The organism is Micromonospora sp. RTP1Z1, from assembly GCF_033804685.1.
GTDB lineage: Bacteria > Actinomycetota > Actinomycetes > Mycobacteriales > Micromonosporaceae > Micromonospora.
In genome coordinates this window covers 96,409-122,973 of sequence record NZ_JAPFQV010000010.1, presented here as the reverse complement: position 1 = coordinate 122,973, position 26,565 = coordinate 96,409, and the positions used below count along the sequence as shown (strand labels likewise).

28 protein-coding genes are annotated in these 26,565 nt (G+C 71.6%); 19 read left to right on the top strand and 9 right to left on the bottom strand.

The window, feature by feature from the left end:
• Nucleotides 1-37: 37 nt before the first annotated feature.
• Nucleotides 38-1,162: a glycerophosphodiester phosphodiesterase gene (locus SLP03_RS08235; RefSeq protein WP_319459914.1), complete on the top strand. Its 1,125-nt coding sequence runs from the start codon at nucleotides 38-40 to the stop codon at nucleotides 1,160-1,162.
• Nucleotides 1,163-1,524: 362 nt separating this feature from the next.
• Here SLP03_RS08235 and SLP03_RS08230 read toward each other — a convergent pair whose 3' ends face one another.
• Both SLP03_RS08230 and SLP03_RS08225 read right to left on the bottom strand, forming a co-directional pair.
• Nucleotides 1,525-2,769, bottom strand: a complete 1,245-nt coding sequence (locus SLP03_RS08230) for an RNA polymerase sigma factor (RefSeq protein ID WP_319459913.1) — start codon at nucleotides 2,767-2,769, stop codon at nucleotides 1,525-1,527.
• Nucleotides 2,766-3,128, bottom strand: a complete 363-nt coding sequence (locus tag SLP03_RS08225; RefSeq protein WP_074311912.1) for a YciI family protein — start codon at nucleotides 3,126-3,128, stop codon at nucleotides 2,766-2,768. The genes SLP03_RS08230 and SLP03_RS08225 overlap by 4 nt, the downstream gene beginning before the upstream one ends.
• Before the next feature lie 172 nt (nucleotides 3,129-3,300).
• Here SLP03_RS08225 and SLP03_RS08220 point away from each other — a divergent pair, with 172 nt between their 5' ends.
• The 3 genes from SLP03_RS08220 to SLP03_RS08210 all read left to right on the top strand — a co-directional run bounded on the left by SLP03_RS08220 (nucleotide 3,301) and on the right by SLP03_RS08210 (nucleotide 5,320).
• Nucleotides 3,301-3,792 (top strand): DUF6069 family protein, encoded by a 492-nt coding sequence (locus SLP03_RS08220; RefSeq protein ID WP_319459912.1) that lies wholly within the window; start codon nucleotides 3,301-3,303, stop codon nucleotides 3,790-3,792.
• A 228-nt stretch (nucleotides 3,793-4,020) separates the two neighbouring features.
• On the top strand, nucleotides 4,021-4,629 hold the full coding sequence (locus SLP03_RS08215; RefSeq protein WP_319459911.1) for a class I SAM-dependent methyltransferase: 609 nt from the start codon (nucleotides 4,021-4,023) through the stop codon (nucleotides 4,627-4,629).
• Between the two features lie 235 nt (nucleotides 4,630-4,864).
• A complete protein-coding gene (locus SLP03_RS08210) occupies nucleotides 4,865-5,320 on the top strand; it encodes a hypothetical protein (protein ID WP_319459910.1) in 456 nt (151 codons plus the stop codon).
• 228 nt (nucleotides 5,321-5,548) lie between these two features.
• Here the strand turns inward: SLP03_RS08210 and SLP03_RS08205 are convergent, their stop codons facing one another.
• A complete protein-coding gene (locus SLP03_RS08205) occupies nucleotides 5,549-6,292 on the bottom strand; it encodes an AAC(3) family N-acetyltransferase (protein ID WP_319459909.1) in 744 nt (247 codons plus the stop codon).
• Between the two features lie 108 nt (nucleotides 6,293-6,400).
• Here SLP03_RS08205 and SLP03_RS08200 point away from each other — a divergent pair, with 108 nt between their 5' ends.
• From SLP03_RS08200 to SLP03_RS08190, 3 genes are all read left to right on the top strand, one after another.
• Nucleotides 6,401-6,607 carry a hypothetical protein gene (locus tag SLP03_RS08200; RefSeq protein ID WP_319459908.1) on the top strand — a complete coding sequence of 69 codons (207 nt, stop codon included), beginning with the start codon at nucleotides 6,401-6,403 and terminating at the stop codon, nucleotides 6,605-6,607.
• Between the two features lie 248 nt (nucleotides 6,608-6,855).
• Nucleotides 6,856-7,773 carry a hypothetical protein gene (locus SLP03_RS08195; protein WP_319459907.1) on the top strand — a complete coding sequence of 306 codons (918 nt, stop codon included), beginning with the start codon at nucleotides 6,856-6,858 and terminating at the stop codon, nucleotides 7,771-7,773.
• A gap of 33 nt (nucleotides 7,774-7,806) precedes the next feature.
• A complete protein-coding gene (locus SLP03_RS08190) occupies nucleotides 7,807-8,625 on the top strand; it encodes a hypothetical protein (RefSeq protein ID WP_319459906.1) in 819 nt (272 codons plus the stop codon).
• A 551-nt stretch (nucleotides 8,626-9,176) separates the two neighbouring features.
• On the opposite strand, the gene SLP03_RS08185 is transcribed toward SLP03_RS08190, so the two are convergent.
• Complete coding sequence (locus SLP03_RS08185; RefSeq protein ID WP_319459931.1) at nucleotides 9,177-9,407, bottom strand: winged helix-turn-helix domain-containing protein; 231 nt, start codon at nucleotides 9,405-9,407, stop codon at nucleotides 9,177-9,179.
• 299 nt (nucleotides 9,408-9,706) lie between these two features.
• Here SLP03_RS08185 and SLP03_RS08180 point away from each other — a divergent pair, with 299 nt between their 5' ends.
• The 7 genes from SLP03_RS08180 to SLP03_RS08150 all read left to right on the top strand — a co-directional run bounded on the left by SLP03_RS08180 (nucleotide 9,707) and on the right by SLP03_RS08150 (nucleotide 15,150).
• The gene (locus SLP03_RS08180) at nucleotides 9,707-10,003 is read left to right on the top strand and encodes a DivIVA domain-containing protein (protein WP_319459930.1); all 297 of its coding nucleotides are present in this window, start codon (nucleotides 9,707-9,709) and stop codon (nucleotides 10,001-10,003) included.
• Complete coding sequence (locus SLP03_RS08175; protein WP_319459905.1) at nucleotides 10,000-10,272, top strand: hypothetical protein; 273 nt, start codon at nucleotides 10,000-10,002, stop codon at nucleotides 10,270-10,272. The genes SLP03_RS08180 and SLP03_RS08175 overlap by 4 nt, the downstream gene beginning before the upstream one ends.
• Nucleotides 10,273-10,461: 189 nt before the next feature.
• Nucleotides 10,462-11,667: a substrate-binding domain-containing protein gene (locus SLP03_RS08170; RefSeq protein WP_319459904.1), complete on the top strand. Its 1,206-nt coding sequence runs from the start codon at nucleotides 10,462-10,464 to the stop codon at nucleotides 11,665-11,667.
• Nucleotides 11,668-11,670: 3 nt separating this feature from the next.
• Nucleotides 11,671-12,414, top strand: a complete 744-nt coding sequence (locus SLP03_RS08165) for an ABC transporter ATP-binding protein (protein ID WP_319459903.1) — start codon at nucleotides 11,671-11,673, stop codon at nucleotides 12,412-12,414.
• On the top strand, nucleotides 12,411-13,139 hold the full coding sequence (locus SLP03_RS08160; protein ID WP_319459902.1) for an ABC transporter ATP-binding protein: 729 nt from the start codon (nucleotides 12,411-12,413) through the stop codon (nucleotides 13,137-13,139). Before SLP03_RS08165 ends, SLP03_RS08160 begins: the two co-directional genes overlap by 4 nt.
• Entirely contained in the window at nucleotides 13,136-14,044 is a 909-nt protein-coding gene (locus SLP03_RS08155; RefSeq protein WP_319459901.1) for a branched-chain amino acid ABC transporter permease, read from the top strand. Before SLP03_RS08160 ends, SLP03_RS08155 begins: the two co-directional genes overlap by 4 nt.
• On the top strand, nucleotides 14,041-15,150 hold the full coding sequence (locus tag SLP03_RS08150; RefSeq protein WP_319459900.1) for a branched-chain amino acid ABC transporter permease: 1,110 nt from the start codon (nucleotides 14,041-14,043) through the stop codon (nucleotides 15,148-15,150). The genes SLP03_RS08155 and SLP03_RS08150 overlap by 4 nt, the downstream gene beginning before the upstream one ends.
• A 64-nt stretch (nucleotides 15,151-15,214) precedes the next feature.
• Here the strand turns inward: SLP03_RS08150 and SLP03_RS08145 are convergent, their stop codons facing one another.
• Nucleotides 15,215-16,024 carry a hypothetical protein gene (locus SLP03_RS08145; protein ID WP_319459899.1) on the bottom strand — a complete coding sequence of 270 codons (810 nt, stop codon included), beginning with the start codon at nucleotides 16,022-16,024 and terminating at the stop codon, nucleotides 15,215-15,217.
• 141 nt (nucleotides 16,025-16,165) lie between these two features.
• On the opposite strand from SLP03_RS08145, the gene SLP03_RS08140 reads away from it, so the two are divergent.
• The 4 genes from SLP03_RS08140 to SLP03_RS08125 all read left to right on the top strand — a co-directional run bounded on the left by SLP03_RS08140 (nucleotide 16,166) and on the right by SLP03_RS08125 (nucleotide 21,606).
• The gene (locus SLP03_RS08140) at nucleotides 16,166-17,983 is read left to right on the top strand and encodes a BTAD domain-containing putative transcriptional regulator (protein WP_319459898.1); all 1,818 of its coding nucleotides are present in this window, start codon (nucleotides 16,166-16,168) and stop codon (nucleotides 17,981-17,983) included.
• Between the two features lie 114 nt (nucleotides 17,984-18,097).
• Complete coding sequence (locus tag SLP03_RS08135; RefSeq protein WP_319459897.1) at nucleotides 18,098-20,224, top strand: RecQ family ATP-dependent DNA helicase; 2,127 nt, start codon at nucleotides 18,098-18,100, stop codon at nucleotides 20,222-20,224.
• Nucleotides 20,225-20,375: 151 nt separating this feature from the next.
• The gene (locus SLP03_RS08130; RefSeq protein WP_319459896.1) at nucleotides 20,376-20,606 is read left to right on the top strand and encodes a heavy metal-associated domain-containing protein; all 231 of its coding nucleotides are present in this window, start codon (nucleotides 20,376-20,378) and stop codon (nucleotides 20,604-20,606) included.
• Nucleotides 20,599-21,606: a hypothetical protein gene (locus tag SLP03_RS08125; protein ID WP_319459895.1), complete on the top strand. Its 1,008-nt coding sequence runs from the start codon at nucleotides 20,599-20,601 to the stop codon at nucleotides 21,604-21,606. The genes SLP03_RS08130 and SLP03_RS08125 overlap by 8 nt, the downstream gene beginning before the upstream one ends.
• A gap of 4 nt (nucleotides 21,607-21,610) precedes the next feature.
• Here SLP03_RS08125 and SLP03_RS08120 read toward each other — a convergent pair whose 3' ends face one another.
• From SLP03_RS08120 to SLP03_RS08110, 3 genes are all read right to left on the bottom strand, one after another.
• The gene (locus tag SLP03_RS08120) at nucleotides 21,611-22,027 is read right to left on the bottom strand and encodes a helix-turn-helix domain-containing protein (RefSeq protein WP_319459894.1); all 417 of its coding nucleotides are present in this window, start codon (nucleotides 22,025-22,027) and stop codon (nucleotides 21,611-21,613) included.
• Between the two features lie 214 nt (nucleotides 22,028-22,241).
• Nucleotides 22,242-23,408, bottom strand: a complete 1,167-nt coding sequence (locus SLP03_RS08115) for an SAM-dependent methyltransferase (RefSeq protein ID WP_319459893.1) — start codon at nucleotides 23,406-23,408, stop codon at nucleotides 22,242-22,244.
• A gap of 154 nt (nucleotides 23,409-23,562) precedes the next feature.
• A complete protein-coding gene (locus SLP03_RS08110) occupies nucleotides 23,563-25,299 on the bottom strand; it encodes a DEAD/DEAH box helicase (protein WP_319459892.1) in 1,737 nt (578 codons plus the stop codon).
• 314 nt (nucleotides 25,300-25,613) lie between these two features.
• Here SLP03_RS08110 and SLP03_RS08105 point away from each other — a divergent pair, with 314 nt between their 5' ends.
• On the top strand, nucleotides 25,614-26,267 hold the full coding sequence (locus SLP03_RS08105) for a ferritin-like fold-containing protein (protein WP_319459891.1): 654 nt from the start codon (nucleotides 25,614-25,616) through the stop codon (nucleotides 26,265-26,267).
• A 63-nt stretch (nucleotides 26,268-26,330) separates the two neighbouring features.
• On the opposite strand, the gene SLP03_RS08100 is transcribed toward SLP03_RS08105, so the two are convergent.
• Complete coding sequence (locus SLP03_RS08100) at nucleotides 26,331-26,558, bottom strand: DUF3107 domain-containing protein (RefSeq protein ID WP_007073114.1); 228 nt, start codon at nucleotides 26,556-26,558, stop codon at nucleotides 26,331-26,333.
• Between the last annotated feature and the right edge of the window lie 7 nt (nucleotides 26,559-26,565).

The following is a 26,565-nucleotide window of genomic DNA, read 5'->3' as shown; positions in this document are numbered from 1 at the left end:
TTGGCTCGTGTCGAGTCCTCGACGACAGGAGACGGCGTTGCGACGTACATTTTCCGCCCTCGGCGTGGCCGGCGTTCTGCTCGCGGCGGCCGTGGTGGTGCCGGCCGTGGCCGCGTCGGCCGACCCGGAGCCCGGCCCGGAGCGGCCCCACGCGGCCGACCGGCCCATCGTGATCGGCCACCGCGGCGCGAGCGGCTACCGCCCGGAACACACCCTGGAGTCCTACCGGTTGGCGATCCGGCTGGGCGCCGACTACATCGAGCCGGACCTGGTCTCCACCTCGGACGGGGTGCTGGTGGCCCGGCACGAGAACGAGATCTCGGGTACGACCGACGTCGCGGCCCGGCCCGAGTTCGCCGCCCGCAAGGCGACGAAGACGATCGACGGGGTGAAGGTCACCGGCTGGTTCACCGAGGACTTCACGCTGGCCGAGCTGAGGACGCTACGGGCCAAGGAGCGGCTGCCGCAGGTGCGGGTGGCCAACACCGCCTTCGACGGAAAGTTCGAGGTGCCGACCTTCCAGGAGGTCATCGACCTTGCCCGCGCCGAGGGGAAGGCCCGGGGTCGCACCATCGGCATCTACCCGGAGACCAAGCACCCGAGCTACTTCGCCTCGATCGGCCTGGCGCTGGAGGAGCCGCTGGTCGCGGCGCTGCGGCAGAACAAGCTCACCCACCGGAACGACCCGGTGATCATCCAGTCCTTCGAGACGGCCAACCTGCGCAAGCTGGACAAGATGATCGACGTCAAGCTCGCCCAGCTCCTCGACGCCACCGGCCGCCCGTACGACTTCACCGTCGCCGGTGACACCCGCAGCTACGCCGACCTGGCGTCGGCCGCCGGGCTGAAGTGGATCGCGGAGTACGCCGACGGCGTCGGGGCGAACAAGAACCTGATCGTGCCGAGGGACGCCGCCGGCAAGCTGCTCGCCCCGACCAACCTGATCCGGGACGCGCACCGGGAGAAGCTGGTCGTGCACGCCTGGACGTTCCGCGCCGAGAACCAGTTCCTGCCGGTCGACTTCCGGATCGGCGCCGACCCGAACGCCCGCGGCGACATCACCCCCGAGTACGAGCTGTTCTTCCGGCTCGGCCTGGACGGCGTCTTCGCCGACCAGCCCGACACCGCGGTCGCCGCCCGCGCCGGACTCGCCGCCCGGTAGCCCTCCGCGCCGGCCTGGCCGCCCTCGGGCGGTCGGGCCGGCGGGTGACGGGGCGTGGGCGGGATGTTCAGCCGCCCGGCGGTGGTCCCGACCGCCCGGCCGGTGCCCTGATGTCCCTCGGCGCTCACCACACTGGTCATTGAAGGGCGGTAGTTGGCCCCACCGTCGACCCTATTTCCTCCGCGTCGGATCACGCTCGGTGAGATCCGTTCGCTTCGCTCTGCCCGGCGCGTTGGTTTGCGATCGCCCGCATCGCGGCAGTGAGCGGATGTTCTTGAGCAAATCGAATTCCGTAATTTGACGGCAGACTATCGACCCAAGGCTGAGGGTCTTCGTTCATCACCTTGCGTGTGGGGACGTCCTCATGATCCGAGTCGGGTGGCGCAGGTGGTGAGGTGGCGGCGTTCTGGGAGGCTGGTGGCGCGTCGGGCGGCCTCGCGATAGTCGGCTGCGGCGGCGGTGTGCTCGCCTGCCAGTTCGAGCAGATGGGCGCGGGTCGCGAGGAGGCGGTGGTGGCGCGCTATCCGGTTGTCTGATTCCAGCGCTGTCAGCAGAACCAGCCCTGCTGACGGGCCGTGCACCATGGCGACGGCGACGGCACGGTTGAGCGTGACCATCGGACCCGGCGCGAGCTGCTCCAGCAGTTCGTACAGGGCGAGGATCTGCGGCCAGTCGGTCGCGTCCATGTGCTCGGCCTCGTCGTGGACCGCGGCGATTGCCGCCTGCACCTGGTACGGGCCGACCGGGCCTCGGGCCAGCGCCTCGGTGACGAGTGCGACCCCGTTGCCGATGAGCGTCCGGTCCCAGGTGCTGCGGTCCTGCTCGGCCAGCGGCACCAACGCACCGTCCGGTGTCGTACGGGCGGACCGGCGCGCCTCAGTGAGCAGCATCAGGGCCAGCAGCCCGGCCACCTCACCGTCGTCGGGGAGCAGCCGCCGCAGCCAGGTGGTGAGCCGAACCGCCTCGTCGGACAGCTGGGGCGCGGTGAGGTCCGGGCCGGTGGTGGCGGTGTAGCCCTCGTTGAAGAGCAGGTACAGAACGTGCAGCACGGCGCGCAGCCGCTCGGCGCGTTCCGGCCCTTCGGGCATCGCGAAGGTCGTACCGCTGGTTCTGATGCTTTGTTTTGCTCTGCTGATGCGTTGCGCCATGGTCGCCTCCGGGACCAGGAACGCGGCAGCGATCTGCGCGGTGGTGAGGCCGCCGACCGCGCGCAGGGTCAGCGCGATCTGGCTGGGCGGCGACAGCGCCGGGTGGCAGCACAGGAACAGCAGGGTCAGGGAGTCGTCGCGGTCGGTGCCCGGATCGGCGTCCGCGGGCCGGCCCAGCAGTTCCGACTGGGGGGTGGCGGCGACAATGGCGTTCTCTCGCCGCCGCCGGGCCTGGTGGCTGCGGACCTCGTCGAGCAGCCGATGGGAAGCAACGGTGACCAGCCAGCCGCGGGGGTTGTCCGGAATGCCTTCGGCGGGCCACCGCGTTGCGGCCCGAAGAAGCGCCTCCTGCGTCGCGTCCTCGCAGGAGTCGAATTGCCCGTACCGGCGAACCAACGCGCCGAGGACCTGCGGCGCCAGCTCGCGCAGCAGGTCCTCGACGTCCCGGTCAGGAATCACAGGTCGGCGGCCGCCTCGTGCAGGACCGGCCACACCTCGACCGGCTCGACGTCCGCCCACGGCATGTCCGCGGCGATCTCGTACGCCCGCTGTTCGTTCTCGCAGTCCAGCAGGTAGAAGCTGGCGAGGTACTCCTTCGTCTCCAGGTACGGTCCGTCGGTGACCGCCGGGGCGCCGTCCGTGCGCCGAACCAGCCGCGCCGCTGCGGCGTCGGCCAGGCCGTATGCGCCCAGCAGTTCGCCAGTCCCCTGGTACTTCTTGTTGAACGCGTCCTGCTTCGCGATCTCCGCGGGCCAGGTCTCAGCCGGGATCGAGCTCCACTTCTCCTGGTTGCCGTAGATCAGCAGCATGTACTTCATCAGGGTCATCCTTCCGGTCCGCGCACCGCCAGCGTGCTGTCACTTCGCAAACGGAGCCGGCACGCCACCCTCGACATCCTTACCAAAAATTCTTCTGTGCCGGCGATGTCGAGCCCAGCGTCACCGCTCCGTCCATCTGGCGAAGGCAAACCACGACCGAGGGAGAACCATCATGAGTACCACGACGGTCCCGTCCACCGACGACCTCGCCACCCGGCCGGTGTGGCTGGTCAGCGCGCTGGCCGGACTGGCCGCAGCCATCGTGACCGAGCTCTACGGCCTGACCGCCCGCGCGGTGGGGGTACCGATGGAGGCAGGCAACATCGGTGCCTCCGTCTACGGGCCGATCACCATCGGCATGTTCGCCATGGGCACGGCAATCGCGGTGTTCTGGGGGACCATCCTCGCGGTACTTCTCGCCCGGCACGGCCGCCGCCCGGCGCGCACCTACCTGTGGACCACCATCGCACTGACCGCAGTGTCCATGGCGGGGCCGTACCTCGCCGGTGCCACCGCGACGTCGACCAAGCTGATGCTCGGCTTGGCGCACATAATCGCCGCGGCGATCGTCATCCCCGTCGTCACCCGCAGGCTCAGTCACTCCCCGGCCGTCTCAATGGGCGCTGAAAAGCTGGCCCACCCAGCCGACAGGCAACGGGACTGAGACGAGATTCCGCGACCGCCGCTGGCAAACACGGAACCGTATCGAACGTCCGCACATCGGCAGATCCGGTCGTTCAGCGACTGGTGAGCCGGCGCCTTGATCGCGGCAGAAGTGCGCATCTGACCTTGCGCTCGGATTGCCGGAAGCGGGCACCGCAAGAATCGACGTGCTTCCCTGCGCTGGTCCCGGGGCCTGCTCTGCCGATCCGAGAGCTCATATAGTCAGGCGGTGAACATGGAGCAGGTCCGGCAGGCATATGCGTCCGTCGCAGAGCTCTACATCGGGCTGTTCGGTACAAGCCAGCAGGTACACGCCGACGACCTCGCCTTCATCGGGCGACATCTGGCGGGCCGACCTGGCACGGTGCTTGATCTGGGCTGCGGGCCTGGCCATATCACCGGTTACCTTCGCTCGCTGGGCGTCGACGCAACGGGAATCGACATGGTTCCCGAGTTCATCGCCCATGCGCAGGCGGCCCACCCGAGCGGTAGGTACCAGCTCGGGTCGATAGAAGATCTCGCCGTTGCCAGCCACTCCATCGCCGGCATCCTGGCCTGGTACTCGTTGATCCATCTACCGCCGCAAAATCTCGACGTCGTGCTCGCGGAGTTCCGGCGAGCAATGGCCCCAGGCGGAACGTTAATGCTCGGTCTCTTCGACGGTGACGAGGTCGCCGCCTTCGACCACAAAGTCGTGACCGCCTATCGCTGGCCCGTCGACGAGTTCTCCGAGCGACTGACGCGAGCCGGCTTCACGGAAGTCGAGCGCCTGCAGCGGCCCAGCGAAGGCACTCATCGGCCGCACGCCGCCATCGCGGCAATCGCAACCGAAGGGTGAGCTGAGTCGGCGAGCCTCCGTGATCGTTTATCGACGCGACCGGACGTTGACCTGCTCAACGCGCTATGACGCTGCGTGGGGCGCGGTCGGCGGCAATTGAGGAAGTCGTCCGACCAGAGCATGATCGGGCACCCCCATGAAGTGCCGGTCGCCCCCGATGGCGTCCAGTACTCATCGTGGTGACGGCCCGCACACGGGCCTGTACGTCAGCCTGGCGACCTGCCATCATCGCGCGGTGAACCTGGGCGAGTCGAAACCGAAGTCGCTCCGCGCCCATACGCGGCGGAAGATGCCGGCATGGATGGCGATCGTCCTTATTGTACTTTTGTTCCCTGTCATGGTGTTCGCCCGCTACGGCCTTGGCTGGGCCGCCGCCGAACTAGCCGCACTCATTGCCTGCTTGCTTCTGATTCTGCTCATCAAGCCTGTGACCTGGCGACGAGGGTCGAGATGGACGTTTCCCTTCTGGGTATTCACCATGACGACTGTCTTCTTCGCCGGGGCGGCCCTGATCTTCGGATTGTGGCTGGGGCCATGGTTGTGCTCAGCGGTATCTTTCGGCGCCGGGATGCTGGTTATCGCTGGGGTCTGGCCTGCCCAGACGCGTTTCTACCGAGTCCAGCAGCAGTTGCTTGATGCGGAGCAGGAACACCGGAAGAGTGCATCATCCGACGGCACAACTTCCCGGTGAGGGCGGCCTACGTCGAGAATCCCAAATTTTCGCGAGATCAATCAGCACGGATGAGCCGTCCGCACATCGGCGGATCCGGGAGCTGGGCGGCCCAACTCGCCGTGACGTTCCATAGCGCGCGGATCGCGGCAGATCCGTGCACCGGATTTTGATCGAGGGTGAGTAACCAGCGGCCCTTCCCGTTATGACCGGTGGCGGTCCAACCACGCTGCGGCGAAGTCGACCAGGTCACGCTGTGGCATGAGATGCGCTACGGTGCTGCCGACCCGAACCGACTCTGGCGGCGCCCGTTGCCTCGTATGCGGCCCCGATGTCGGCGAAGTCCGAGGCGTCAGCCATCGGTGCCGTCCAAATGACCCAGCGGCTGTTGCCGTCCGGCTCACGGACAGCGGCTCCGTAATCGGTCATCGGTGGTTGGGCCTGTCGGTGCTCCGCCAGATGCAGCGACGTGTTGCGCTCGTGCCCGCAACCCAGCAGTAAGACCTTGCCGTGCTCTCGGTAGAGGGCTCCGAGCGGTGACTTCTCGCCCAGCCCTTCCTCGAGTCGATGGTCGCCGGTTATCGCTCTCGCCCGGGTGCCCAGCGCGGTGAACGACACGTGCGGGTGCGCGCTGCGCAGGGCGCCTGGCCAGGTGCGCACGGTCTCCGCCAGGACACCCATGTGCCGGCTGGGAGTACGCGCCGGATCAAAACCGGGGTTCTGCTCTCGAATGACAGGCCACCACGCTGAGGGGACGGGCGGGTTGCGCCAGCGCGCGGGGTCGGAGTTGAAGGGTGTGTGCGTCGGCACGACCAGCGTGCCGGCGGGGCCGACCACATCCAGCAGAGCTTGGACGACAGCTTGTACCTTACCGACGACGAACCCCAACGCTCGTACCGACGAGTGCACCAGCACCGTGTCTCCGGCTGACAGGCCGAGGGCTCGGAAGTCGGTGGCCAAGGTGCTCATGGTGTGGGGCATCGGCTGCGTCACCGCGTCATTGTGCCCACTTGGCGAAGCGACGCCGTACCCGCGCCTGGTCAGCGCATCCGCTCATCGGCATGACCACGCTCCTCGCGGCCATGAGAGTAATGTCGCCGCGTGACGGAGGACATCACGGTGCGGCTGGACCGAGCGACCGCCGAAGACCTGTACGTCACCCTGTACGAGGTCGGCGAACACATCGCGGCTGGCGCACCGATTACGCCACAGACCATTGAGGAAGCCGAGCGGCTGGGGAGCCTCCTGCGGGAGCTCGGCCACTCACTCGGTCGCCGGTGCTCACCGTACTGTAAGCATCTGGCCTGACCAGGATGCCAATGCCTTCTATCGGCGGCAGATGACGATCTTCGCGAGCCACCAGCCGGGGCGGAGCCGACATGATGGATGATCGTATCGGGGCCCGTACTTCCGACAGGTGAGCGAAGCGGGCTGGATCATCGGGTCGCTGCCCGCTGGCGTCCTGGTGATCTTCTCACGCGCCGGTCCCGACGAGGGGATCCATCCTTGGGGGCACGGCCTGGCGGTGGAGCACGCTTGGGTTCAGGAGTGACGCGATGACGTGGCGGACGAGGCTGCTGGCTGTCGATGTCGTTGTTGTCGTCGCGCTGGCCGCAGGAGACAGTTGGTTGGTCGACCACGGGCCTTGGGCCTTGCCGCTGGCGATCATTGCGCTGATACCGGCGGTCACGTGGGGCGTCGCTGCGCCCACACCTGCGTGGGCCTGGTCGGTTTCCGCGTTGTTGCTCGGGGTGCTGCTTGCGTCCGTGTGGGTTTCGAGGGTGTACCTCAGTCATGGCCCGGCAGCCCCACCCATCGACTGGGCCCTGCCCTCCGCCACTGTCTCCATCATCGTGTGCACTCTCGCGATGATGATTTCTCGCTCGTGGCGCTGGAATCCGGTGATGGCGCTCGCGGCTCTGGCCGTGACAGCAGGATGCTGGGGACTGCTCCAGCGGGATTATGAGGGCGAGTGCTGCATGTCCATTCCGGCCAGCGACGCCGCGCCTGCAACCTCGGCGTTGGATATCGCCGACGCCGGCCACACCGAATGCGGGCAGGACGGCGGACTCTGCGACCGGGTGGTCGCCATCAGGACAACCCTCACGACGGCCGAAGTGCGGAAGGTGCTGCGGTCTCACGGGTGGAGCGAGGACTGCCGACCCGTCACGGGAACCCTGTCGAACCTTGGCTGGTACCGGTACGGCAGCCGTTGCATCTCGATCGAGAGCCGACAGCCCGGGACGATTGAAGTCTCCCTGCTAGCCAAGGCGGACTGGTGGTCACGCCTCGAACGAGAGTTGAAACCGTCTGCCCATCACCTCCCATCACCTCTCCGCGGAGACATCCTCATCTCGGCACGATCGGACGCCTTCGGCGCCACGGCCGGTTACTCAGCGCGACGCCCGGTCGGCGGCAGATTAGTATCGGCCACCGCGCCCTCTGGCTGGCAGTTCGGTGGTGGTCGGCGCTAGAGGCTCGCGGTCGGGGAGGAAGGCGAGGGGGTCATGCACTCGTGGGGCTCGTTCACGCCCGCTGAGCAGACCTTGCTGCGTCGCGCGATGTCGGACAGCTGGCTCGCCGGGACGGTGCAGGTCTACGGGGTGGATCTGCGCTGGGCGGGGGCTGATGGGGCGCCACCGGCGCGCAGCTATACCGAGCACGAGCAGCGGATGTTGGTGCCGCTGCTCGCCGCGGTGACCACGGATCTCGTCGACCGTGGCCTGCTGACCGTCCGCGAGTCGGCCGGCCTGGCTCCCTCCGTCTCCGACATGACGGTGGAGGGCAGCGGCTTGCGCGCGGTCCTCGCGAAGGCGGAGAACTGGCTCTGGCCACCGCATACGCCATCCCAGTTTCGGTTGTCCGTCCCTCGGTTCTTTCGGGAGCAGTGGTTCGATGACGCATACCCCACGGCAGACAGCAGTGATCTTCTCCGCTGGGACGAGCTGGACGTAGGTCAGCGCGAGGTCCTGGTCTGCGCCGCCGAGGCTAGCGGGATGCTGACCGGGCCGTTCGGTATCTGGGACGGCCCGCCGGCCGAGCTGGACGCCACGCAGCGCTTGGACTGGGTCGAGGGGCATCTGGCAGCGTTGCTGCCCTTCGTCCGCGATGGCTTGATCGAGGTGCGCCGTTACTCCGAGGCTGCCAGCGGCGAATTCACGGTCATCGGCGTAGACGGTCTGCGCGACACTCTGACCGATCCCACCCTCTGGTGCAGTGATCTTGATTGGGGTGTCGGAGTGGGATGCGTGTTCACCTACGCCGGACTCGCGGTATGGCGGGGTGGCTGGAGCGGTGCCTGGAACGCTCGTCTGACGTTCGAGTGACCCCCACGGGTCCGCAACGCCCGCCACAATCGCTTTCGCTTGGTCAGCCGCACGGTCGGGGAACGCACGCATCTCGACAATTGAGGATGAGTCGTCAGCCGAGTCCTGCCTCGATCGTTGAGATGCAGCGTCAGCCTCGTCTGCAGAAGTCATCTACAGGTGGGGGTAACTCAGAGCTGTCCTCGTGGGCCTGTGGGCAACCGTCACAGCCGCGCGTTGTGTTGTTCTTGACGAGTCCGGTACAGGCCACCGCGCGGATCGCGATGATCTGGGGCGGCGAGCAGGTCCGTCAGGGCGGGACAGGTGGTATCAGGACGCGCGAGTTCGTGCTGTCTGACAGCGCGGGCCGGGGTGGTGCGCGTCGCTGGCATAGCCGCCTCGGTGGGCGTTGTTTCCGTGGTGGCTCGTCCGAGATTCGGCACGGCGTACCGACCCCCAACCTTCGTGACCCGTAGGGAGGAGCGCCCCCACCGGCCAGCCCTTCGGGGTTCCCCACCACAGGCACGTATGGACCAGCCGCTTTGGATCTGACGCCGGTTCTTTCGTGTGAACTACTGAGTGGAGCGGTCCGTCACGTAGGTCCCGCGGCCGGGCTGGCCGGTGATCAGCTCGCGGTCGTGCAGCAGCGAGAGCGCCCGCGAGGCGGTGTTCATGTGCACGCTGTAGGCCTCGGCGAGCTCCCGAGTCGACGGCAGCTTGTCACCCGGCTTCAGCTCACCGCTCTTGATCTTTGCGGTGATGTCGTTGGCGATCTGACGGTATGGGGCTTCTGCTGTGGGCATGGTGAGGACTCCGGTTGGTTCGGCGTCTCCGATCATGCCGGCCTACACCAGTAACTGCAACAAGCTGTCGTGTCGTGACTCCTCGGGGTCGACCTACACAAACATTTGGGGTAGCTTCTGTCTGTCCGGCTCCGGTTGGTTCGGCAAACCCTCGGAGTTCGGACCCTGAAGTGGGCTCCGGGGTCGTACCGCCGATCAGGGCTGCGGTCGCGGGGCCGGCGGTCCGGTCCGCATCCCCTGTCTGCGGACCGGGCCGCCTTCCAGAACGGAGAGCGACGAGGAGGGCGACCGTGCGCAACGTGCTGAACCTGTTCCGATCCCCGAGGAGGCGGGACCGCGCCACCAGGCCGCCGAACGCCGGCTGGTACCGCTCCGAGTCCTGCCGGCCGCTGACCGCCGGGCAGATCCGGGACCGTCAGTTCACCAACGTGCGTCGCGGGTTGGACCCGGTCGAGGTGCACGCCTTCCTGCACCGGGTGGCCGGCGAGTTGGCGGCGACCCGGCGTGAGCTGGCCCGGACCGCCGAGGAGAACGTCCGCATCAAGCGCGCGCTCCGCAGTTGGCAGTCCCGGTTCGTCCCCGGCGCGCGCTGGTGAGCCGGGACCGGTTCGTCGTCCACCTGCCGGTGCTCGCCACCGACCTGGATGGCGCGAAGCGCTTCGCCCGGGCGATCACCCGGGCGCTCGGCTTCCTGGCCGACGTGGACCGGGCCGGGACGACGGTCTCCGCAGAGGACGCCCAGCACGTACGCCACTGGGTCTTCTGTGACCGTTTGCTCGACGGGCGTCGCCGCTGCCCGCGGCCGGCCGACCACGACGGCGACTGCGGCCCGCCGCCGCGGTCGATGGCCCGGACCGACACATGACCACCGCTCTCCACGGCGTCGGCGAACATCACCGACCGGCCTGGTCACCACCTGGAGTCGGCGGCTGTTACGGTCGGCCACCCTGCTCCCATTACTTGTGTGTTTCCGCCACATGGCCCGTGGGTGACGTCACTTCTAGCGTGAGCCGTCAATGAGTTCCCTCCCTCCGAGTCCTCACGTGGAGTCGCAATGACGGTCCGGACGACGCGGCGGGTGTTCCTCTCCGCCGCCACGATGATGGCCGCGGCGCTCGCCGCCACGGCCTGTGGCAGCCCGCAGGACACCGCCTCGGGCGGCGGCGACGGTGCCGCCCCGGTCAAGGTTGGTCTGGTGTATTCCCAGTCGGGACCCCTGGCCAGCTACGGAAAGCAGTACATCGAGGGGTTCAAGGCCGGCCTCGACTTCGCCACCAAGGGCACCAACAAGGTCGGCGATCGGAAGATCGAGGTCACCGAGGTCGACGACGCCGGTGACCCGGCGAAGGCGGTCTCCGCGGCCAAGGACCTGATCGGCAAGGGCAACAAGATCATCGCCGGCTCGACCTCGTCCGGGGTGGCGCTCCAGGTGGCCCCGATCGCCGCGCAGAACAAGGTCCTCTTCATCTCCGGCCCGGCCGCCACCGACGGCCTGACCGGGGCGAACAAGTACACCTTCCGGTCCGGGCGGCAGTCGTACCAGGACGTGGTGACCGCCAAGTCGTTCATCGGCGACGCGGCGGGCAAGAAGGTCGTCGTCTTCGCCCAGGACGGCGCGTTCGGCGACGCCAACGAGGCCGCAGTCAAGAAGGTGATCGGTGGCGCCGGCGCGACCGTCAGCAGCGTCCGCGCGCCGGCCAGCGCCAGCGAGTTCACCCCGTTCGCGAGCCAGATCAAGGCCGCCAAGCCGGACCTGCTCTTCGTCGCCTGGGCCGGCACCACCGGCCCCGCCATGTGGCAGACCCTCGACCAGCAGGGCGTCCTCTCCTCCACCACGGTCGTCACCGGCCTGGACATCCGCGCCACCTGGCCCACCTTCGGCGCGGCCGGCGGCAAGATCTCCTTCCTGTCGCACTACTTCGACGGGGCCAGCGACACCGAGGCCGCCAAGGCCGCCAAGGCGAAGATCCCCGGCGGGACCCTCGACCTGTTCCACCCGGACGGCTTCGCCGCCGCGCAGATGGTCGTCCGCGCGGTCACCGAGGGCGGCGACGACGTGGACAAGATGATCAAGGCGCTCGAAGGCTGGAAGTTCGACGGGGTCAAGGGCCCGATGACCATCCGCGCCGAGGACCACGCCCTGCTCCAGCCGATGTTCCAGGCGAAGCTCTCCGGCAGCGGGACGGCGTTCACGGCGAGCGCGCAGAAGAGCCTCACCGGCGACGAGACCGCGCCGCCGGTCGGCCAGATGAAGGGCTGATCCGTGCTCGCCACCCGCGGTCTGACCTGGCGGATCGGTGAGGTCCCCATCGTCGACTCCGTCTACCTCGACCTGGCGCCCGGGGAGTTCCTCGGCGTCATCGGGCCGAACGGCGCCGGCAAGACCTCACTGTTCAACCTGATCACCGGCCTGCGCCGGCCGACCGAGGGGCGGATCCTGCTGGACGGCGAGGACGTCACCGCCCTCCCGCCGCACCGGCGGGCCCGGCTCGGACTGGGGCGTACCTTCCAGGCGTCCTCGGTGTTCGGCTCGCTCACCGTGCGGGAGAACGTCCGGCTGGCCGTACAGGCGCACCGGGGTGGCTCGATGAAGCTGTGGCGGCGGGCGGCGGCCGACCGGGAGGTGGCCGCCGCCGCCGACGCGGCGCTCGACCGGGTCGGCCTCCACCACCGGGGTACGGCGCTCGCCGGCACCCTGGCCCACGGCGAGAAGCGCAAGCTGGAGATCGCCCTGCTGCTCGCCGGGGAGCCCCGGGTGATGCTGCTGGACGAGCCGATGGCCGGGGTCAGCGCCGAGGACGTGCCCGAGCTGGTCGAGGTGATCAAGTCGCTGACCGGGGACAGTGGCCGGTCGGTGCTGATGGTGGAACACCACATGGACGTGATCCTGGAGCTGGCCGACCGGATCGCCGTGATGCACCACGGCGCGCTGCTCGCCTGCGACACCCCGGAGACGGTGATGGCCAACGCCACCGTCCAGGAGGCCTACCTGGGGGAATCGCTATGAGTGAACCCGTCCTCAGCGTCGAGGACCTGTCGGTGCGGATCGCCGGACTGCACATCCTCCAGGGGGTGTCCTTCACGGTCGCCCCGACCGGCGTCACCGTGCTGCTCGGGCGCAACGGGGTCGGCAAGACCACCACGCTCCGCGCGATCGTCGGCCTCACCCCCCGCAACGGCGAGGTCCGCGGCACCGTCCGGATGGGCGCGCGGAGCCTGCTCGCCCGCCCCACCCACCGGCTGGTCCGCGGCGGGCTCGGCTACGTGCCGGAGGACCGCTGCGTCTTCGCCGGCCTCACCGTCGCGGAGAACCTGCGGCTCGCCGAACGGCGGGGCACCACCCCCGCGTACGACAAGGTCTTCGCGCTCTTCCCGGAGCTGGACCGGCGCGGACGGCAACGGGCCGGCTCGCTCTCCGGCGGGCAGCAGCAGATGCTCGCGATCGGCCGGGTCCTGCTCAACGACAACCGGCTGCTGCTGGTCGACGAGCCGACCAAGGGGTTGGCGCCGAAGGTGGTGACCGAGGTGGCCGAGGTGCTGGAACGGGTGGCGGAGTCGGTGCCGGTGCTGCTGGTCGAGCAGAACCTCGCCGTGGTCCGCCGGCTGGCCAGGGACGCGGTGGTGCTCTCCGCCGGCAAGGTGGCCTGGACCGGCGACGCCCAGGAACTGCTGCTGGAGACCGCGCTGACCAAGTCGCTGCTGGGCGTGGGCTCGGGCGAGGTGCACTCATGAGCGCGGTCATCCTGCTGACGCTGACCGGGTTGGGGCTGGCGGCGCTCTACTTCCTGGTCGCCTCCGGGCTCTCCCTGGTCTTCGGCCTCGCCGACGTGCTCAACTTCGCGCACGGCCTCTTCCTCGGCGTCGGGGCGTACGCGACCTGGTGGGCGGCGGACAACCTGCCCGGCGCCGGCTCCGACGGGTTCGGGTTCGTGGTGGCGGTCGCCTTCGGCGTGCTGGCCGGGGCGCTGGTCGCGGTGCTGGTCGAGCTGGTGCTGATCCGGCCGCTCTACTCCCGCACCATCGAACAGGTGCTGGTCACCGTCGGCCTGTCGCTGGCCGGGGTGGCGCTGCTCCAGGCCACCTGGGGCGCCGACGCGCGGCCGTTCCCGCGTCCGGCGTGGACCCGGCAGGTGACCTCGATCCTGGGCGCGAAGGTGCCCAACGCCATGCTGCTGCTGATCGTCGCCTCGGTGCTGGTGCTCGGCGGGCTGCTCGCATTCCTCCGGTGGACCCGCTACGGCCTGGTGATCCGGGCCGGGGTGGAGAACCGGGAGATGGTGACGGCGCTCGGCATCGACGTGCGCAAGGCGTTCACCCTGGTCTTCGCCATCGGCGGGGCCGCAGCCGCGCTGGCCGGCGCGCTGGGCAGCACGTTCTACGGCACCGTCTCGCCCGGGCAGGGCGGCTCGCTGCTGATCTTCGCCTTCATCGTGGTGGTGATCGGCGGGATGGGCTCGGTGGTCGGGTCCGCGTACGCGGCGGTCGCGGTGGCGCTGCTGCAACAGTTCGTCAACTACTACGCCGTGCAGTATCACGAGAACCTGTCGGGCGCCGGCGACATCTGCGTGGTGGCGCTGCTCGCCGTGGTGCTGCTGCTGCGTCCGCAGGGCCTGGCCGGAAAGGTGGCTCACGCATGACCAACTCCGTGGTCGAGGCGCCCCCGGCGCAGGTGCCCGACGAGCTGACCGCCGGGCATTCCCGCTGGCACGGGGTGCGGCCGTTCCTGCCGGTGGTGGCCCTGGTGGTGGCGGCGATCGTGCCGTACTCGACGGCGAACCTCCCGGGAATCTTCGAGGGCCCGCTGAACTCGCCGGGCACCCTCCAACTGCTCGCCATCTGTCTGGTCTTCGGCGGCCTGGCGGCCGGCTACGACCTGCTCTTCGGCCGCACCGGGATGCTCTCCTTCGGGCACGCCCTCTACTTCGCGGCCGGCGTCTACGGCACGGACGTCCTGGTCACCCGGGCCGGGCTGCCGCTCTGGCAGGCGGCGCTGCTCGCGGTGACCGGCGGGACGGTCCTCGCCGCGCTGCTCGGCGCGGTGGCGCTGCGTACCGTCGGGATCGCCTTCGCCATGGTGACGCTGGCCTTCGCCCAGGTCGGGGCGATCCTGGTGGCCCGGGACTTCGGCGGGCTCACCGGCGGCGAGGAGGGCCTGCCTCTGGACGTCTCCGGGTTGCCGCCGGCCCTGGTCGGGGTGACGAACACGGTCAACCTGTACTGGCTGGCGTTGGCGTACCTGACGCTGGTGGTCTTCGTGGTGCACCGGGTGAGCGGCTCACCGACCGGGCGGGTGCTGGCCGGGCTGCGCGACGACGAGCGGCGGATCGGGGTGCTCGGGCTCGACCCGTACCGGTTCAAGCTGGTCGCGTTCACCCTGGCCGGCGGGCTGGCGACGGCCGGCGGGGTGGTCTACTGCCTGATCGTCGGCGGCGCGTCCCCGCACGTCACCTCCTCGGAGCTGACCCTGTCCCTGCTGGTCATGGTGGTGCTGGGCGGCCCGGGCACCCGCTGGGGTCCGGTCCTCGGCGGCGTCCTCTACATGTACCTGGACCACCGCCTCACCGCCTTCGGCACCAGCGACGCCGTCAACGACCTTCCCGCGTTCCTCAGCCGCCCCCTCTCCCAGCCCCTCTTCGTCCTCGGCACCGTCTTCATCCTCGCGGTCTATTTCTTCCCCGGCGGCCTGGCCGGCCTCCGTACCCGCCTGGCGCCCCTCCTCCGGCTCCTTCCCCGCCGCCCCTGACCCCGCTAGCTGACGACGAAAGGGCGGCGGCCCCCCGTGCGGCCGCCGCCCCCTGGGTCGTGGTTCAGCTGTTCAACATCTCGTACGCCGTCGCCGGCGCCTTCGTCGCCGCGCCGCCGGTCGGCACGGTGATCTTCGGCGTGCTGCCGTAGCCGGCGTACGTGACCACGTATTCGTACGCCTTCCGCTTGCCAGCTGCGGGGATCTCCAGCGTCAGCGAGGCGAGGTGCTCGTCCGGCCCGACCAGGGCGGTGAACGGCACGTGCTTGCCGGCCTCGCCGAGCGCCGCCGCCTCACCGTCCTCCAGCGCCTGCGCCGCGTTGCCGCTTGTCACGTCGATGAAACCGACGTACTTGCCGGGACCCTGCTCCTCGACGGAGGTGGCCGCGTCGATGAGCGGGCCGGCGTTGCCCTGGTCCGCGCCGTCGTAGGACGGCACGCTCCCGCTGTCGGTCAGCTTCGCGCGGTCCAGCTTCATCCACTTGTTCGGGAACTTCGGCAGGCCCGGGTGGCCGCTGAACTTCGCCTTCATCCAGATCTGGTCCCCGATCAGCAGGAACGACATCTTCATCGTGATGCCGTCCTTGTCCGGCGCCATGGCGGTGTTGATCTCGAAGGCCTTCGACTCCGGGTCGATTCGCCCGGTGAGGTTGCTGGACGCGTCCTTGCCGGTGAATTGGAAGGCTCCCTCCGTGCCGTCGGGGACGGCGTCGAGGAGCGCCTCCTTCGGCGCGGCGCTCGGGCTCGTCCGGGGCGCGGCGGTCGATCCGACCTTCGGCCCGCAACCCCCGAGCAGGGTGGTCGCGGCCAGCAGGGCGGCGGCCGTGCCGACCGCCCGTCGGATGGTGCCGGCGCTGCCCGTTGCCTGTGTCATCGCACTTCTCTTTCTCGCTGCGTGGCTTCTGCCGGTGACGATGCTGCCGTCCGCCACGGCGGTCCGGCTGCCGATATGCTGCCGTCCGGCTGCCGGGCACTGCCGTCCGGCCCCCAGGGGGTGTCAGGAGCGGAAACTCGCATGTCAGGAACGCTGCGTTTCGAGATCCTCGGGCCTCAGCGGGCCTGGTACGCCGACCGGGAGCTCGACCTCGGCCCCGGCAAGCAGCGCGCCGTGCTGGCTGTGCTGCTGCTCTCCGCCGGCCGTCCGGTCCCCACCGGGCAGATCGTCGAGGCGGTCTGGCCGGAGGAGCCGCCCGCCAACGGCCCCAACGTCGTGCAGAAGTACGTCGCCGGGCTGCGCCGGGTGCTGGAGCCGGACCGCTCCCCGCGTGCGCCCGGGCAGGTGCTCAGCCTGACCGACGCCGGTTACCTGCTCCGGATCACGCCGGAGGCGGTCGACGCGGTCCGCTTCGAGCGTGGCGTCCACCGGGCCCGACAGCGGTACGCGGCGGGGCGTACGGCCGAGGCCATGGCGGAGCTGGCGGCGGCCCTGGAGCTCTGGCAGGGGGATCCGTTCACCGGGTTCGCCGGGTCGGTCTTCGAGGCCGCCCGGCACCGGCTGGTCGAGCTGCGGGCCGTCGCTCTGGAGACCCGTGCCGACCTGGAGCTGGCGAGCGGGCGGCACCGCGAGCTGGTCGGCGAACTGGTCGAGCTGGTGGCCGAGTTCCCGGTGCGGGAGCGGCTGCGATACCAGTTGATGCTGGCGCTGCATCGCAGCGGCCGGCACGCGGAGGCGCTCGCCGCGTACCGGGAGTTCGCCGGCCTGCTCCGGCAGGAGTACGGCATCGAGCCGGGCGAGGTGCTCCGGGAGCTGCACCGCCGCATCCTCCGCTCCGACCCGACCCTCCTGAAGGCGGCCCCGACCGAGCCGGTGGAGGCGGCGGTCGAGGAGAGGCCGGACGGGTCGGAATCGGCTGCCGGAGAGGTGCCCGGCCCGCTCGTCCCCGCGGGCACGCCCGACGTGCCCGCCTCGCCGCCGGCCGGGTTCGCGTCGCCGTTCGTCACCGGCTTCCCGCCCGTACCTTCGGCGGCCACGGGCTTCGCGCCCGTACCGGCGCCGGCCGCCGGTTTCGGGTCCGCGCCGAGCGTCGGCTTCCCGCCCGGACCCGTCGGCTCGCCGGTGGTCCTCCCCGGGTCGCTGCCCGCCCCGTTCCTCCCGCCACCGCGGTACGAGCAGCCGCCCGCCCGTCCCCGGCCGCAGCCGGTGCCGCGCTGGCTCAGCGTCAGCGCCACAATCGTCGGCGCGCTGACCGCGCTGCTCTCCGTCGGCCTCTTCACCTGGCTGGTGGTCCTCGTCTACGCCGTCTGGCGGCGGAGCTGGCGCAACGGGGTCGCCGCGCTCTGCTACCTGTCGCTCGCCGTCACGTTCATCGTGGTGATCGGTAGCAGCGACTCGGAGGACGTGACCGACGCGGAGGGCTTCCTGATCTTGGCCTGGCTGATCGGCTGGGTGCTCGGCGTCCTGCACACGATCCTGCTCAACGGCGTGGTCTGGGCGGCGGTCACGGGTCGGGGCGGGGGCGCGGGCGGTTCTGCGGGCGACGACCGCCGGATCCGGCGTGAGCAGGCTCGCTACCTGCTGTACCACTACCCGGCGGCCCGGCAGGAGCTGCACATCGGCCGGCCCGACCTGCCCCGTACCTTCGACGACGGTGGCCTGGTGGACATCAACGCGGTGGGGGAGAAGGTGATCGCCCGGCTGCCCGGGATCAGCGCCGCGCAGGCCCGGCAGGTGGCGATGGACCGGTGGCTCCGCGGCCCGTTCGGCTCGATGGAGGACCTCGCCGCCCGTTGCCTCCTCCCGCCACTGCTCACCGACTCCCTCCGCGACCTCCTCGTCTTCCTCCCCCCGCTGCCCGACCCCGCGCCGTCCAGCACCCCGACCCCGCCAGGTTGATCAAGAGGGTTGCGTCCGTCTGGACCCGGAATCGTGACGCAAACCTCTTGATCACCGGGAGCCGGCGGGGGCGGGGAGGGGTGGGGGCGGGGGGAGCGCTGGTAGAAATGCCGGATGAGCCAGGATCGGGCGGCGGTACGGGAACGGGCCGAGGCGGTGCTGCGCCGGCTGGCCGGCGAGCACGCCCGGCTCCGCGAGGACCAGTGGCGGGCGATCGAGGCGCTGGTGGTCGACCGTCGCCGGGTGCTCTGCGTACAGCGCACCGGCTGGGGCAAGTCTGCGGTCTACTTCGTGGCCACCGCCCTGCTCCGGGAGCGCCCCGAGGAGCAGGCCGGCCCGACCGTGATCGTCTCGCCGTTGCTGGCGCTGATGCGCAACCAGGTCGAATCGGCGGCCCGGGCCGGCATCCGGGCCCGCACCATCAACTCCGCCAACCTCGACGAGTGGGACGAGATCACCGGCGAGATCCACGCCGGCACGGTGGACGTGCTGCTGATCAGCCCGGAACGGCTCAACAACCCGGACTTCCGGGACACCGTGCTGCCGAAGCTGGCCGCCACCACCGGCCTGCTGGTGGTGGACGAGGCGCACTGCGTCTCCGACTGGGGGCACGACTTCCGGCCGGACTACCGCCGGCTGCGGACCTTCCTGGGCAACCTGCCCGAGCGCACCCCGGTGCTGGCCACCACCGCCACCGCCAACGAGCGGGTGACCGCCGACGTCGCCGAGCAGCTCGGTGACGCGCTGGTGCTGCGCGGCACGCTGGACCGGGAGTCGCTGCGGCTGGGCGTACTCGACCTGCCGAGCCCGGCCCACCGGCTGGCCTGGCTCGCCGACCACCTGGACCGGCTCCCCGGCTCCGGGATCATCTACACGCTGACCGTCGCGGCGGCCGGGGAGACGGCGGAGTTCCTGCGGTCGCGGGGCTGGTCGGTGGCCTCCTACACCGGGCAGGCCGAGGACGCCGACCGCCGCGCCGCCGAGCAGGACCTGCTCGACAACAAGATCAAGGCGTTGGTGGCCACCTCCGCGCTGGGCATGGGCTTCGACAAGCCGGACCTCGGCTTCGTGGTGCACCTCGGCGCGCCGCCCTCGCCGATCGCCTACTACCAGCAGGTCGGCCGCGCCGGCCGGGCCGTCGAACACGCCGAAGTGCTGCTGCTGCCCGGCGTCGAGGACGCGGCCATCTGGCGCTACTTCGCCTCCCTGGCCTTCCCGCCGGAGGAGCAGGTCCGGGCCGTGCTCGCCGCGCTGCCCACCGACCGGCCGATGTCCACCCAGGCCCTCGAACCGGTCGTCGACCTGCGCCGGGCCCGGCTGGAGCTGATGCTCAAGGTACTCGACGTGGACGGCGCGGTCCGCCGGGTCCGCGGCGGCTGGCTCGCCACCGGCGAGCCCTGGGTCTACGACGAGGCTCGGTTGCGCCGCGTCGCCCAGGCGCGCACCGCCGAGCAGCAGGCCATGCGGGAGTACGCGACCACGACCGGCTGCCGGATGCGGTACCTGCGCGAGTGCCTGGACGACGCCGGTGCGGGCGACTGCGGCCGGTGCGACCGGTGCGCCGGCCCGCTCTTCGCCGCCGAGGTGTCCGACGCCGCGCTCACCGCCGCGCAGACCTTCCTCGGCCGGCCCGGTGTGGAGATCGCCCCGAAGAAGCTCTGGCCGACCGGTCTGGAGGCGGTGGGCGTACCGCTGAAGGGCCGGATCCCGCCGGGGGAGCAGGCGCTGCCCGGGCGGGCCGTGGGCCGGCTGTCCGACCTGGGCTGGGGTGGGCGGCTGCGCGGCCTGGTCGGGCCGGAGTCGGCGGACGGCCCGGTCCCGGACGACGTGGCCGCGGCCGTGGTCGAGGTGCTGAAGGCCTGGGCGCACGGCGACGACCCGTGGCCACGCCGCCCGGCCGGCGTGGTCGCGGTGGGCTCCCGCACCCACCCCGCGCTGGTCGACTCGCTCGCCGAGCGGATCGCCACCGTGGGCCGGCTGCCGCTGCTCGGCCGGCTGGTCCGGACCGGTGCGGCGGCCGCCGGCGGGCCGCGCGGCAACAGCGCCCAGCGGGTACGCGCCCTGCACGACACCTTCGCCGTCCCCGACGAGCTGGCCGCCGCCCTCGCCGGGCTGGACGGGCCGGTGCTGCTCGTCGACGACCTGGTCGACTCGGGCTGGACGACGACCATGGTGGCCCGGCTGCTGCGCCGGGCCGGCGCGCCCGACGTCCTGCCCCTCACCCTGGCCGTGGCCGGCTGACCCGCCGGGTCGCCGCGCCGGCCGGCGGCGCGCTCCCCGGGGCGGTCGTCCCCGGCTGGGGAAAAGTTCCCGGCCGCACCGGATTGCGAGCGTCGCCACCGTCACCGACCGTGCGCGGGCCGGCACCACGTCCGGCGGTACCGTGGGGCCCATGACCGAGCAGCGACCCGTCACGCAGACGTACGCCGTCACCGGGATGACCTGCGAGCACTGTGTGCGGGCGGTCACCGGGGAGCTGTCCGCCCTGCCCGGGGTCGAGGAGGTCCGGGTGGACCTGGCCGCCGGCACCGCCACCGTCACCAGCGTCGGCCCGCTGCCGGTGGAGTCGGTCCGGGCCGCCGTCGACGAGGCGGGCTGCGAGCTGGCCGGCGGCGTTGCCTGAGTCGCCGTCCGCCGGACCGGCGTCCCCCGGCGCGCCGGCGGCCGAGGCCGCGCCCTGGGCCGAGCCCGGTGGCCCCGCGGAGGGGCCGCCCGTCGGGCCGGACCGGAGCACCCTGCGGCTGGCGCTGGTCGTCGGCGGGCTGGTGCTCGCCGTGCTGCTCGGCTTCGGCCTCGGCCGGCTGAACCCGCCGCCCAGCGCGGCGTCCGGCGCGGCCCCGGCGACCGTCGGGCACACCCACCCGCCCGGCGCCGGCGCGCACTCGCACGGCGGGGCGGGCGTCGACCAGGGCGGCACCACGGACGCCGCCGGACTGTCGGTCAGCGCGGCCGGCTACACCCTCACCCCGTCGACCGCGGAGTTCCCGGTCGGCCGGGCCGGTGAGCTGCGGTTCCAGATCCGGGACGAGCGGCGGCGGGCGGTCACCCGGTTCGCCGTCGTGCACGACAAGCCGATGCACCTGATCGTGGTCCGCCGCGACCTGACCGGCTACCAGCACCTGCACCCGACCATGGCATCGGACGGCACCTGGTCGGTGCCGCTGACCCTGACCCAGCCGGGCGTCTGGCGGGCGTACGCGGACTTCACCGCGGTCGCCGACGACGGCCGGCAGACCGCCGTCACGCTCGGGACCGACCTGACCGCGCCCGGTGGGTACGCCCCCCGCCCGCTGCCGGCGCCGGCCACCACCGGCACGGTCGACGGGTTCACCGTCGACTACGAGGGGACCCCGAAGGCGGGGGAGTCGACGCCGTTGCGCTTCCGGGTCCGTGCCGGCGACGCCGCCGCGCCGCTGGAGCCGTACCTCGGCGCGTACGGCCATCTGGTCGCGCTCCGCGAAGGGGACCTGGGCTACCTGCACGTGCACCCGAACACCGGGCGGGACGGCGACGCGGTGACATTCCAGCTCACCGTGCCCGGTCCCGGTCGCTACCGGATGTTCCTGGACTTCCAGGTGGCCGGCGTGGTGCACACCGCCGCCTTCACGGTGACGGTGCCCTGACCCCTCAGCCGGCCTGGCGGACCGGGCGGCGGGCCAGGTAGCGGAGCAGGTCGCGGATGTGGTGTTTCTCCTCGGCGGGGACGGTGGGGTCGGCCAGCCGCTCCAGGATCACCCGGACGTCCGCTTCCACCGGCGCGTCCTCGGTGCGGCGGCGCGCGGCGGGGCCCGCGTCCGGCAGGCCGAGGGCCCGGAAGGCCGCGGCCACGGGCAGGTCGAGGGCGGCGCAGAAACCGCGCACCTTGGCCAGCTCGGGGTAGTCCTGCCAGTCGCCGGCGAGCCAGCGGAACACGGTGGACCGCCCCACACCGGTGTGCGTGGCCAGGTCGGTCACCGTCCAGCCGTGTTCTTCGCGGGCGTCGTCGATGGCGCGACGCACGAAACGCGCGAAGGCCATCTGCGGCGAAACCTCTGCGGAACCCATCCCTGGGGGGTCTTCCCTTCCCGGCCCGGAGCACCGGACGGTGCGCCTAAGAGGGTAGTACGGCTCGACGCGGAGGCAACCGACCGATCGGTCGGTCGGAGCGTCTCGTGGGCGGGACCGGCGAAAGCGCCCGGCCGAGCCGGGGGCACGGCGGGCGGGTCTCCGCCTTCGAGCGGGGCGCCGGGGAACGCCACCACGGCAACCGAACGGCGCCCTAGACCGCCGTACCGTCGGTCGCCGCCCCGGACAACAGGGTCTCCAGCCGCGGCGTGATCCGCCACTGATCGACCAGCTCCCGGTACTCCGCCCGCTGGGCGTCGGTCGGGGCCGTTCCGGTCCGGCGGGCCCGGATGAGCAGGTTCCGCGGGGTGTGCCGGGAGTCCACGAACTCGACCACCTCGGCCCGGTAGCCGTGCAACCGGAGCAGCCCGGCCCGCAGCGCGTCGGTCAGCACGTCCGCGAAGCGTTCCCGCAGGATGCCCTGCCGGGTGAGCAGCTCGTACGGCCCGGGCGCCGGCCGGGAGCGCAGCTGGGCCGCGATGTCGTGGTGGCAGCAGGGCGCGGCGAGCACCCAGCGGGCGCCCCACCGGACGGCGCGGGCCAGCGCCTCGTCCGTGGCGGTGTCGCAGGCGTGCAGCGCCAGCACCAGGTCCGGGGCCGGCTCGACCACCGCGTCGGCGATGGTGCCGGCGACGAAGCGGACCTGGTTCGCCCAGCCCAGCCGCTCGGCCAGCTCGGTGTTGCGCCGCCGCTGGTCCTCGCGAACGTCCACGCCGACCAGTTCGACGTCGAGCCCGCGCGCGGTGAGGTACCGGTGGGCCGCGAAGGTCAGGTAGGCGTTGCCGCAGCCCAGGTCGACCACGCGCAGCGGGCCGGTCAGCTCCTCCGGCAGGGTCGCGGCCAGCGCCCGGAGGAAGGCGTCCACCTGGCGGCGCTTCGCCGCCGAGCCGCCGATCTCGGCGAAGATCGGATCGCCCGGGTCGAGCAGGTAGCCCTTCTCCCGGTCGTGGCCGCCCGGCTCGGCCGGCGGCCGGCTCGCCGCCGCCCGGTGCACCTGCGCCTCGCCGGACTTGGTCACCCGCAGTTGCAGCGTCGCGTCGGCCGTCTCCACGTGCCAGTTGCCGAACGGCTCGGCCAGCAGCGCGTCGACCGCCGTGCCGGCCTCCGCGCCGGGCGCCACGTTCCGGGTGTACGGCCGGGCGCCGTCGGAGGTGGAGATCTGCAGGTGCGGGCCGGCCTTGAGGGTGACCGGTCGCAGTTCGGCGCGGACCATCGAGGGCCGGTGCCCCCGGCGTCGTCCAGCGGCGACCGCCCGGGTCAGGGCGGGGTCGAGCAGCAGGGCTCGGACCTCGGTCAGGGCGGCGTCCAGCGGTTCCGGCATCGCTCCATCATCCTTCCCGGCCGCCGGCTTCCCCGGCGGGCCGGTCGTGGGTGTCCTGTGTCGCAGGCCGCCCGGTCCGGGCCGGCCGGCCCGGAACAGCCGACGTCCCCCGTACCGGCGGGCCGGTGCGGGGGACGTCCGGGTGTCGCGACGGTCAGTCGGCGGTGGCCTCGGCCGGCGTACCGCCGCCCGAACCGCCGCCACGGCGGCGCCGGCGGCGACGCGGCTTCGACGCCGCCTCGCCCTCGGCGGAGGTCGCCGTGGCCGGCTCGGTGCCGTCCTCCGCGGAGATCACCGCGGTGGGCTCGCCGGCCGTCGTCTCGCCGGCCCGGCGACGACGACGCCGCCGCGGGGTCCGGGTGCCGTCCTCGGCGGACGCGTCGGCGGGCGTCCCGCCCTCCGGTTTGGCCGCCGCGTCGCCGCCGGGGCCCCGGCCGCGCTCGCGCTCGCCGCGCTCGCCGCGGCCGCCGCGGCTCTCACCACTGCCGCGGCTCTCACCGCTGCCGCGGCTCTCACCGCTGCCGCGGCTCTCACCGCGCCGGGAGCCGCCGCGGGTCTCGCCGCGCCGGGACCGGCCACCGCCGAGGTCCTCCTCGACCTCCGCCGCCAGCCCGGCGCGGGTGCGCTCGGCGGTCGGCAGGAGGCCGGTGACGTCCCGCGAGATGCCCAGGTCGGTGTAGAGGTGCGCAGAGGTGTGGTACGTCTCCTGCGGCTCCGGCATCTCCAGCCCGAGCGTCTTGTCGATGATCCGCCAGCGGGGCATGTCGTCCCAGTCGACGAAGGTCACCGCGACACCGGTCGCCCCGGCCCGGCCGGTACGGCCGATCCGGTGGGTGTAGGTGTCCTGGTCCTCGGGGCAGTCGTAGTTGATGACGTGGGTGACGCCGGTGACGTCGAGCCCGCGCGCCGCCACGTCGGTGGCGACCAGGATGTCGATCTTGCCGGCGCGGAACGCCCGCAGGGCCCGCTCCCGGGCGCCCTGGCCCAGGTCCCCGTGGACCGCGGCGACCGCGAAGCCGCGGAAGTCGAGGTCCTCGGCGACCCGGTCGGCGGCCCGCTTGGTCCGGGTGAAGATCATGGTGAGGCCGCGCCCCTCCGCCTGGAGGATGCGGGCGACGATCTCGACCTTGTTCATCGAGTGGGTGCGGTAGACCAGCTGCTGGGTCTGCGGCGACGGTCCGGTCTCGGCGCTGTGCCCGGCGTGGATGGTCACCGGCCGGCGCAGGAAGCGCCGGGACAGGGCGACGATCGGGTCCGGCATGGTGGCCGAGAAGAGCATGGTCTGCCGGTCCTCCGGCAGCATCGCGAGGATCTTCTCGACGTCGTCGAGGAAGCCCAGGTCGAGCATCCGGTCGGCCTCGTCGAGGACCAGCGCGCGCACCCGGTCGAGCCGCAGGTGCTTCTGCTTCTGCAGGTCCATCAGCCGGCCCGGCGTACCGACCAGGATCTCGACGCCCCGGCGGAGCGCCTCGATCTGCGGCTCGTACGCCACGCCGCCGTAGATCGGCAGCACCCGGACGCCCCGGGTACGACCCGCGGCGTCGAGGTCCTTGGCGACCTGGATGCCCAGCTCGCGGGTGGGTACGACGACCAGCGCCTGCGGCACGCCGTCGCCGCCCTCGGCGGTGGTGAGAACTCGATCCAGCAGCGGTACGCCGAAGCCGAGGGTCTTGCCGGTGCCGGTCGGAGCCTGGCCGATCAGGTCGACGCCGCGCAGCGCGATCGGCAGCGCGTACTCCTGGATGGCGAACGCACGGGTGATGCCGGCGGCGGCCAGCGCCGCGACGGTCTCCTCGCGGGCGCCGAGCTCGGCGAAGGTGGGAGCCTCCGGACGGACCGGAGCGGTGGGAGCCAGTTCCTGGCCCACGGTGTCCTGAATCTGCTCGCTCATATGGATTTGGGGGTGCCCTCTCGTGGTGCGCCCCGTCATGTCCTCAGGGCGCGATCGGTGTGACGCGGGCCACACGGTCGGGGGCGGAGTGCCGAGCCGGACCGGGCCGCACGCGCGCCGCGGGTCGGGTACGACCAGTTCACTGATCGGATCACTGATCGGATCGACGCCCACGGCAACTGTTCCATACTACCTGAACCCCCTGGTGGCCGTCCCGATTCCGGTGACGGGGCGAGATCCCGGGGTGACCATGTGACCTGCGCCACAGGCCAACGGGACAATCGTGCCGTACGGGCGGAGGGTAGCCTGCGCTCGTGTCCGCCCCGACCGTGCCCGACCCCGCCATCGTCGACCTGCTCGGCCTCATGGCGTACGGGGAACTGCTCGCGTTCGACCGGCTGGCCGCCGACGCCCGGCTCGCCCCCGACCTGCGCCGCCGGGCCGCGCTGAGCGAGATGGCCGCGGCCGAGATCGGCAACTACCGGCGGATCGCCGACCGGCTCTCGGCGCTCGGCCTCCCGCCCGACGACGCGATGGCCCCGTACGTCGGGGCGCTCCGGGCGTACCACGACTCGACCGAGCCGAAGGACTGGCTGGAGGCGGTGACCAAGGCGTACGTCGGCGACGCCATCACCGACGACTTCCTCCGGGAGATCGCCGACGGCCTGGCCGAGCCGGATCGCCGGCTCGTCCTCGACGTCCTGCACGACTCCCGGTACGCCGAGTTCGCCGCCACCGAGATGCGGGCGGCGATCGCGGCCGACCCGCGGGTGGCCAACCGGCTCTCGATGTGGGCCCGGCGGCTCGTCGGGGAGGCGCTCTCCCAGGCTGGGCGGGTCGCCGCCGCGGACCGGGGGGCGCTCACCGCGCTGATCGCCCGGCGGGAGGGCGTGGACGTGCCGGCGCTGTTCCGGCGGCTGACCGCCGCGCACACCGCGCGGATGACCGCCGTCGGGCTGAACAACTGAGCCGCTCCCGGCGTGCCGCGCGGCAGGGACGCGGGCGCGTCACCTGCCGCGGCGACCGGATCGTCAGCGGACGGTGAACCCGACCGCGCGGGGCGAGGCCTCCGCGATCTCGACGTAGGCGACCTTGTTGACCGGCACGATGACCCGCCGGCCCTTCTCGTCGGTCAGGGAGAGGGTGCCCTCGTCCTTGGCGAAGGCGTCGGTCACGATCTGCTCGATCTCGGCCGGCGACTGCGCGCTCTCCAGGACCAGCTCGCGCGGCGCGTACTGCACGCCGATCTTGACCTCCACTGTGCCT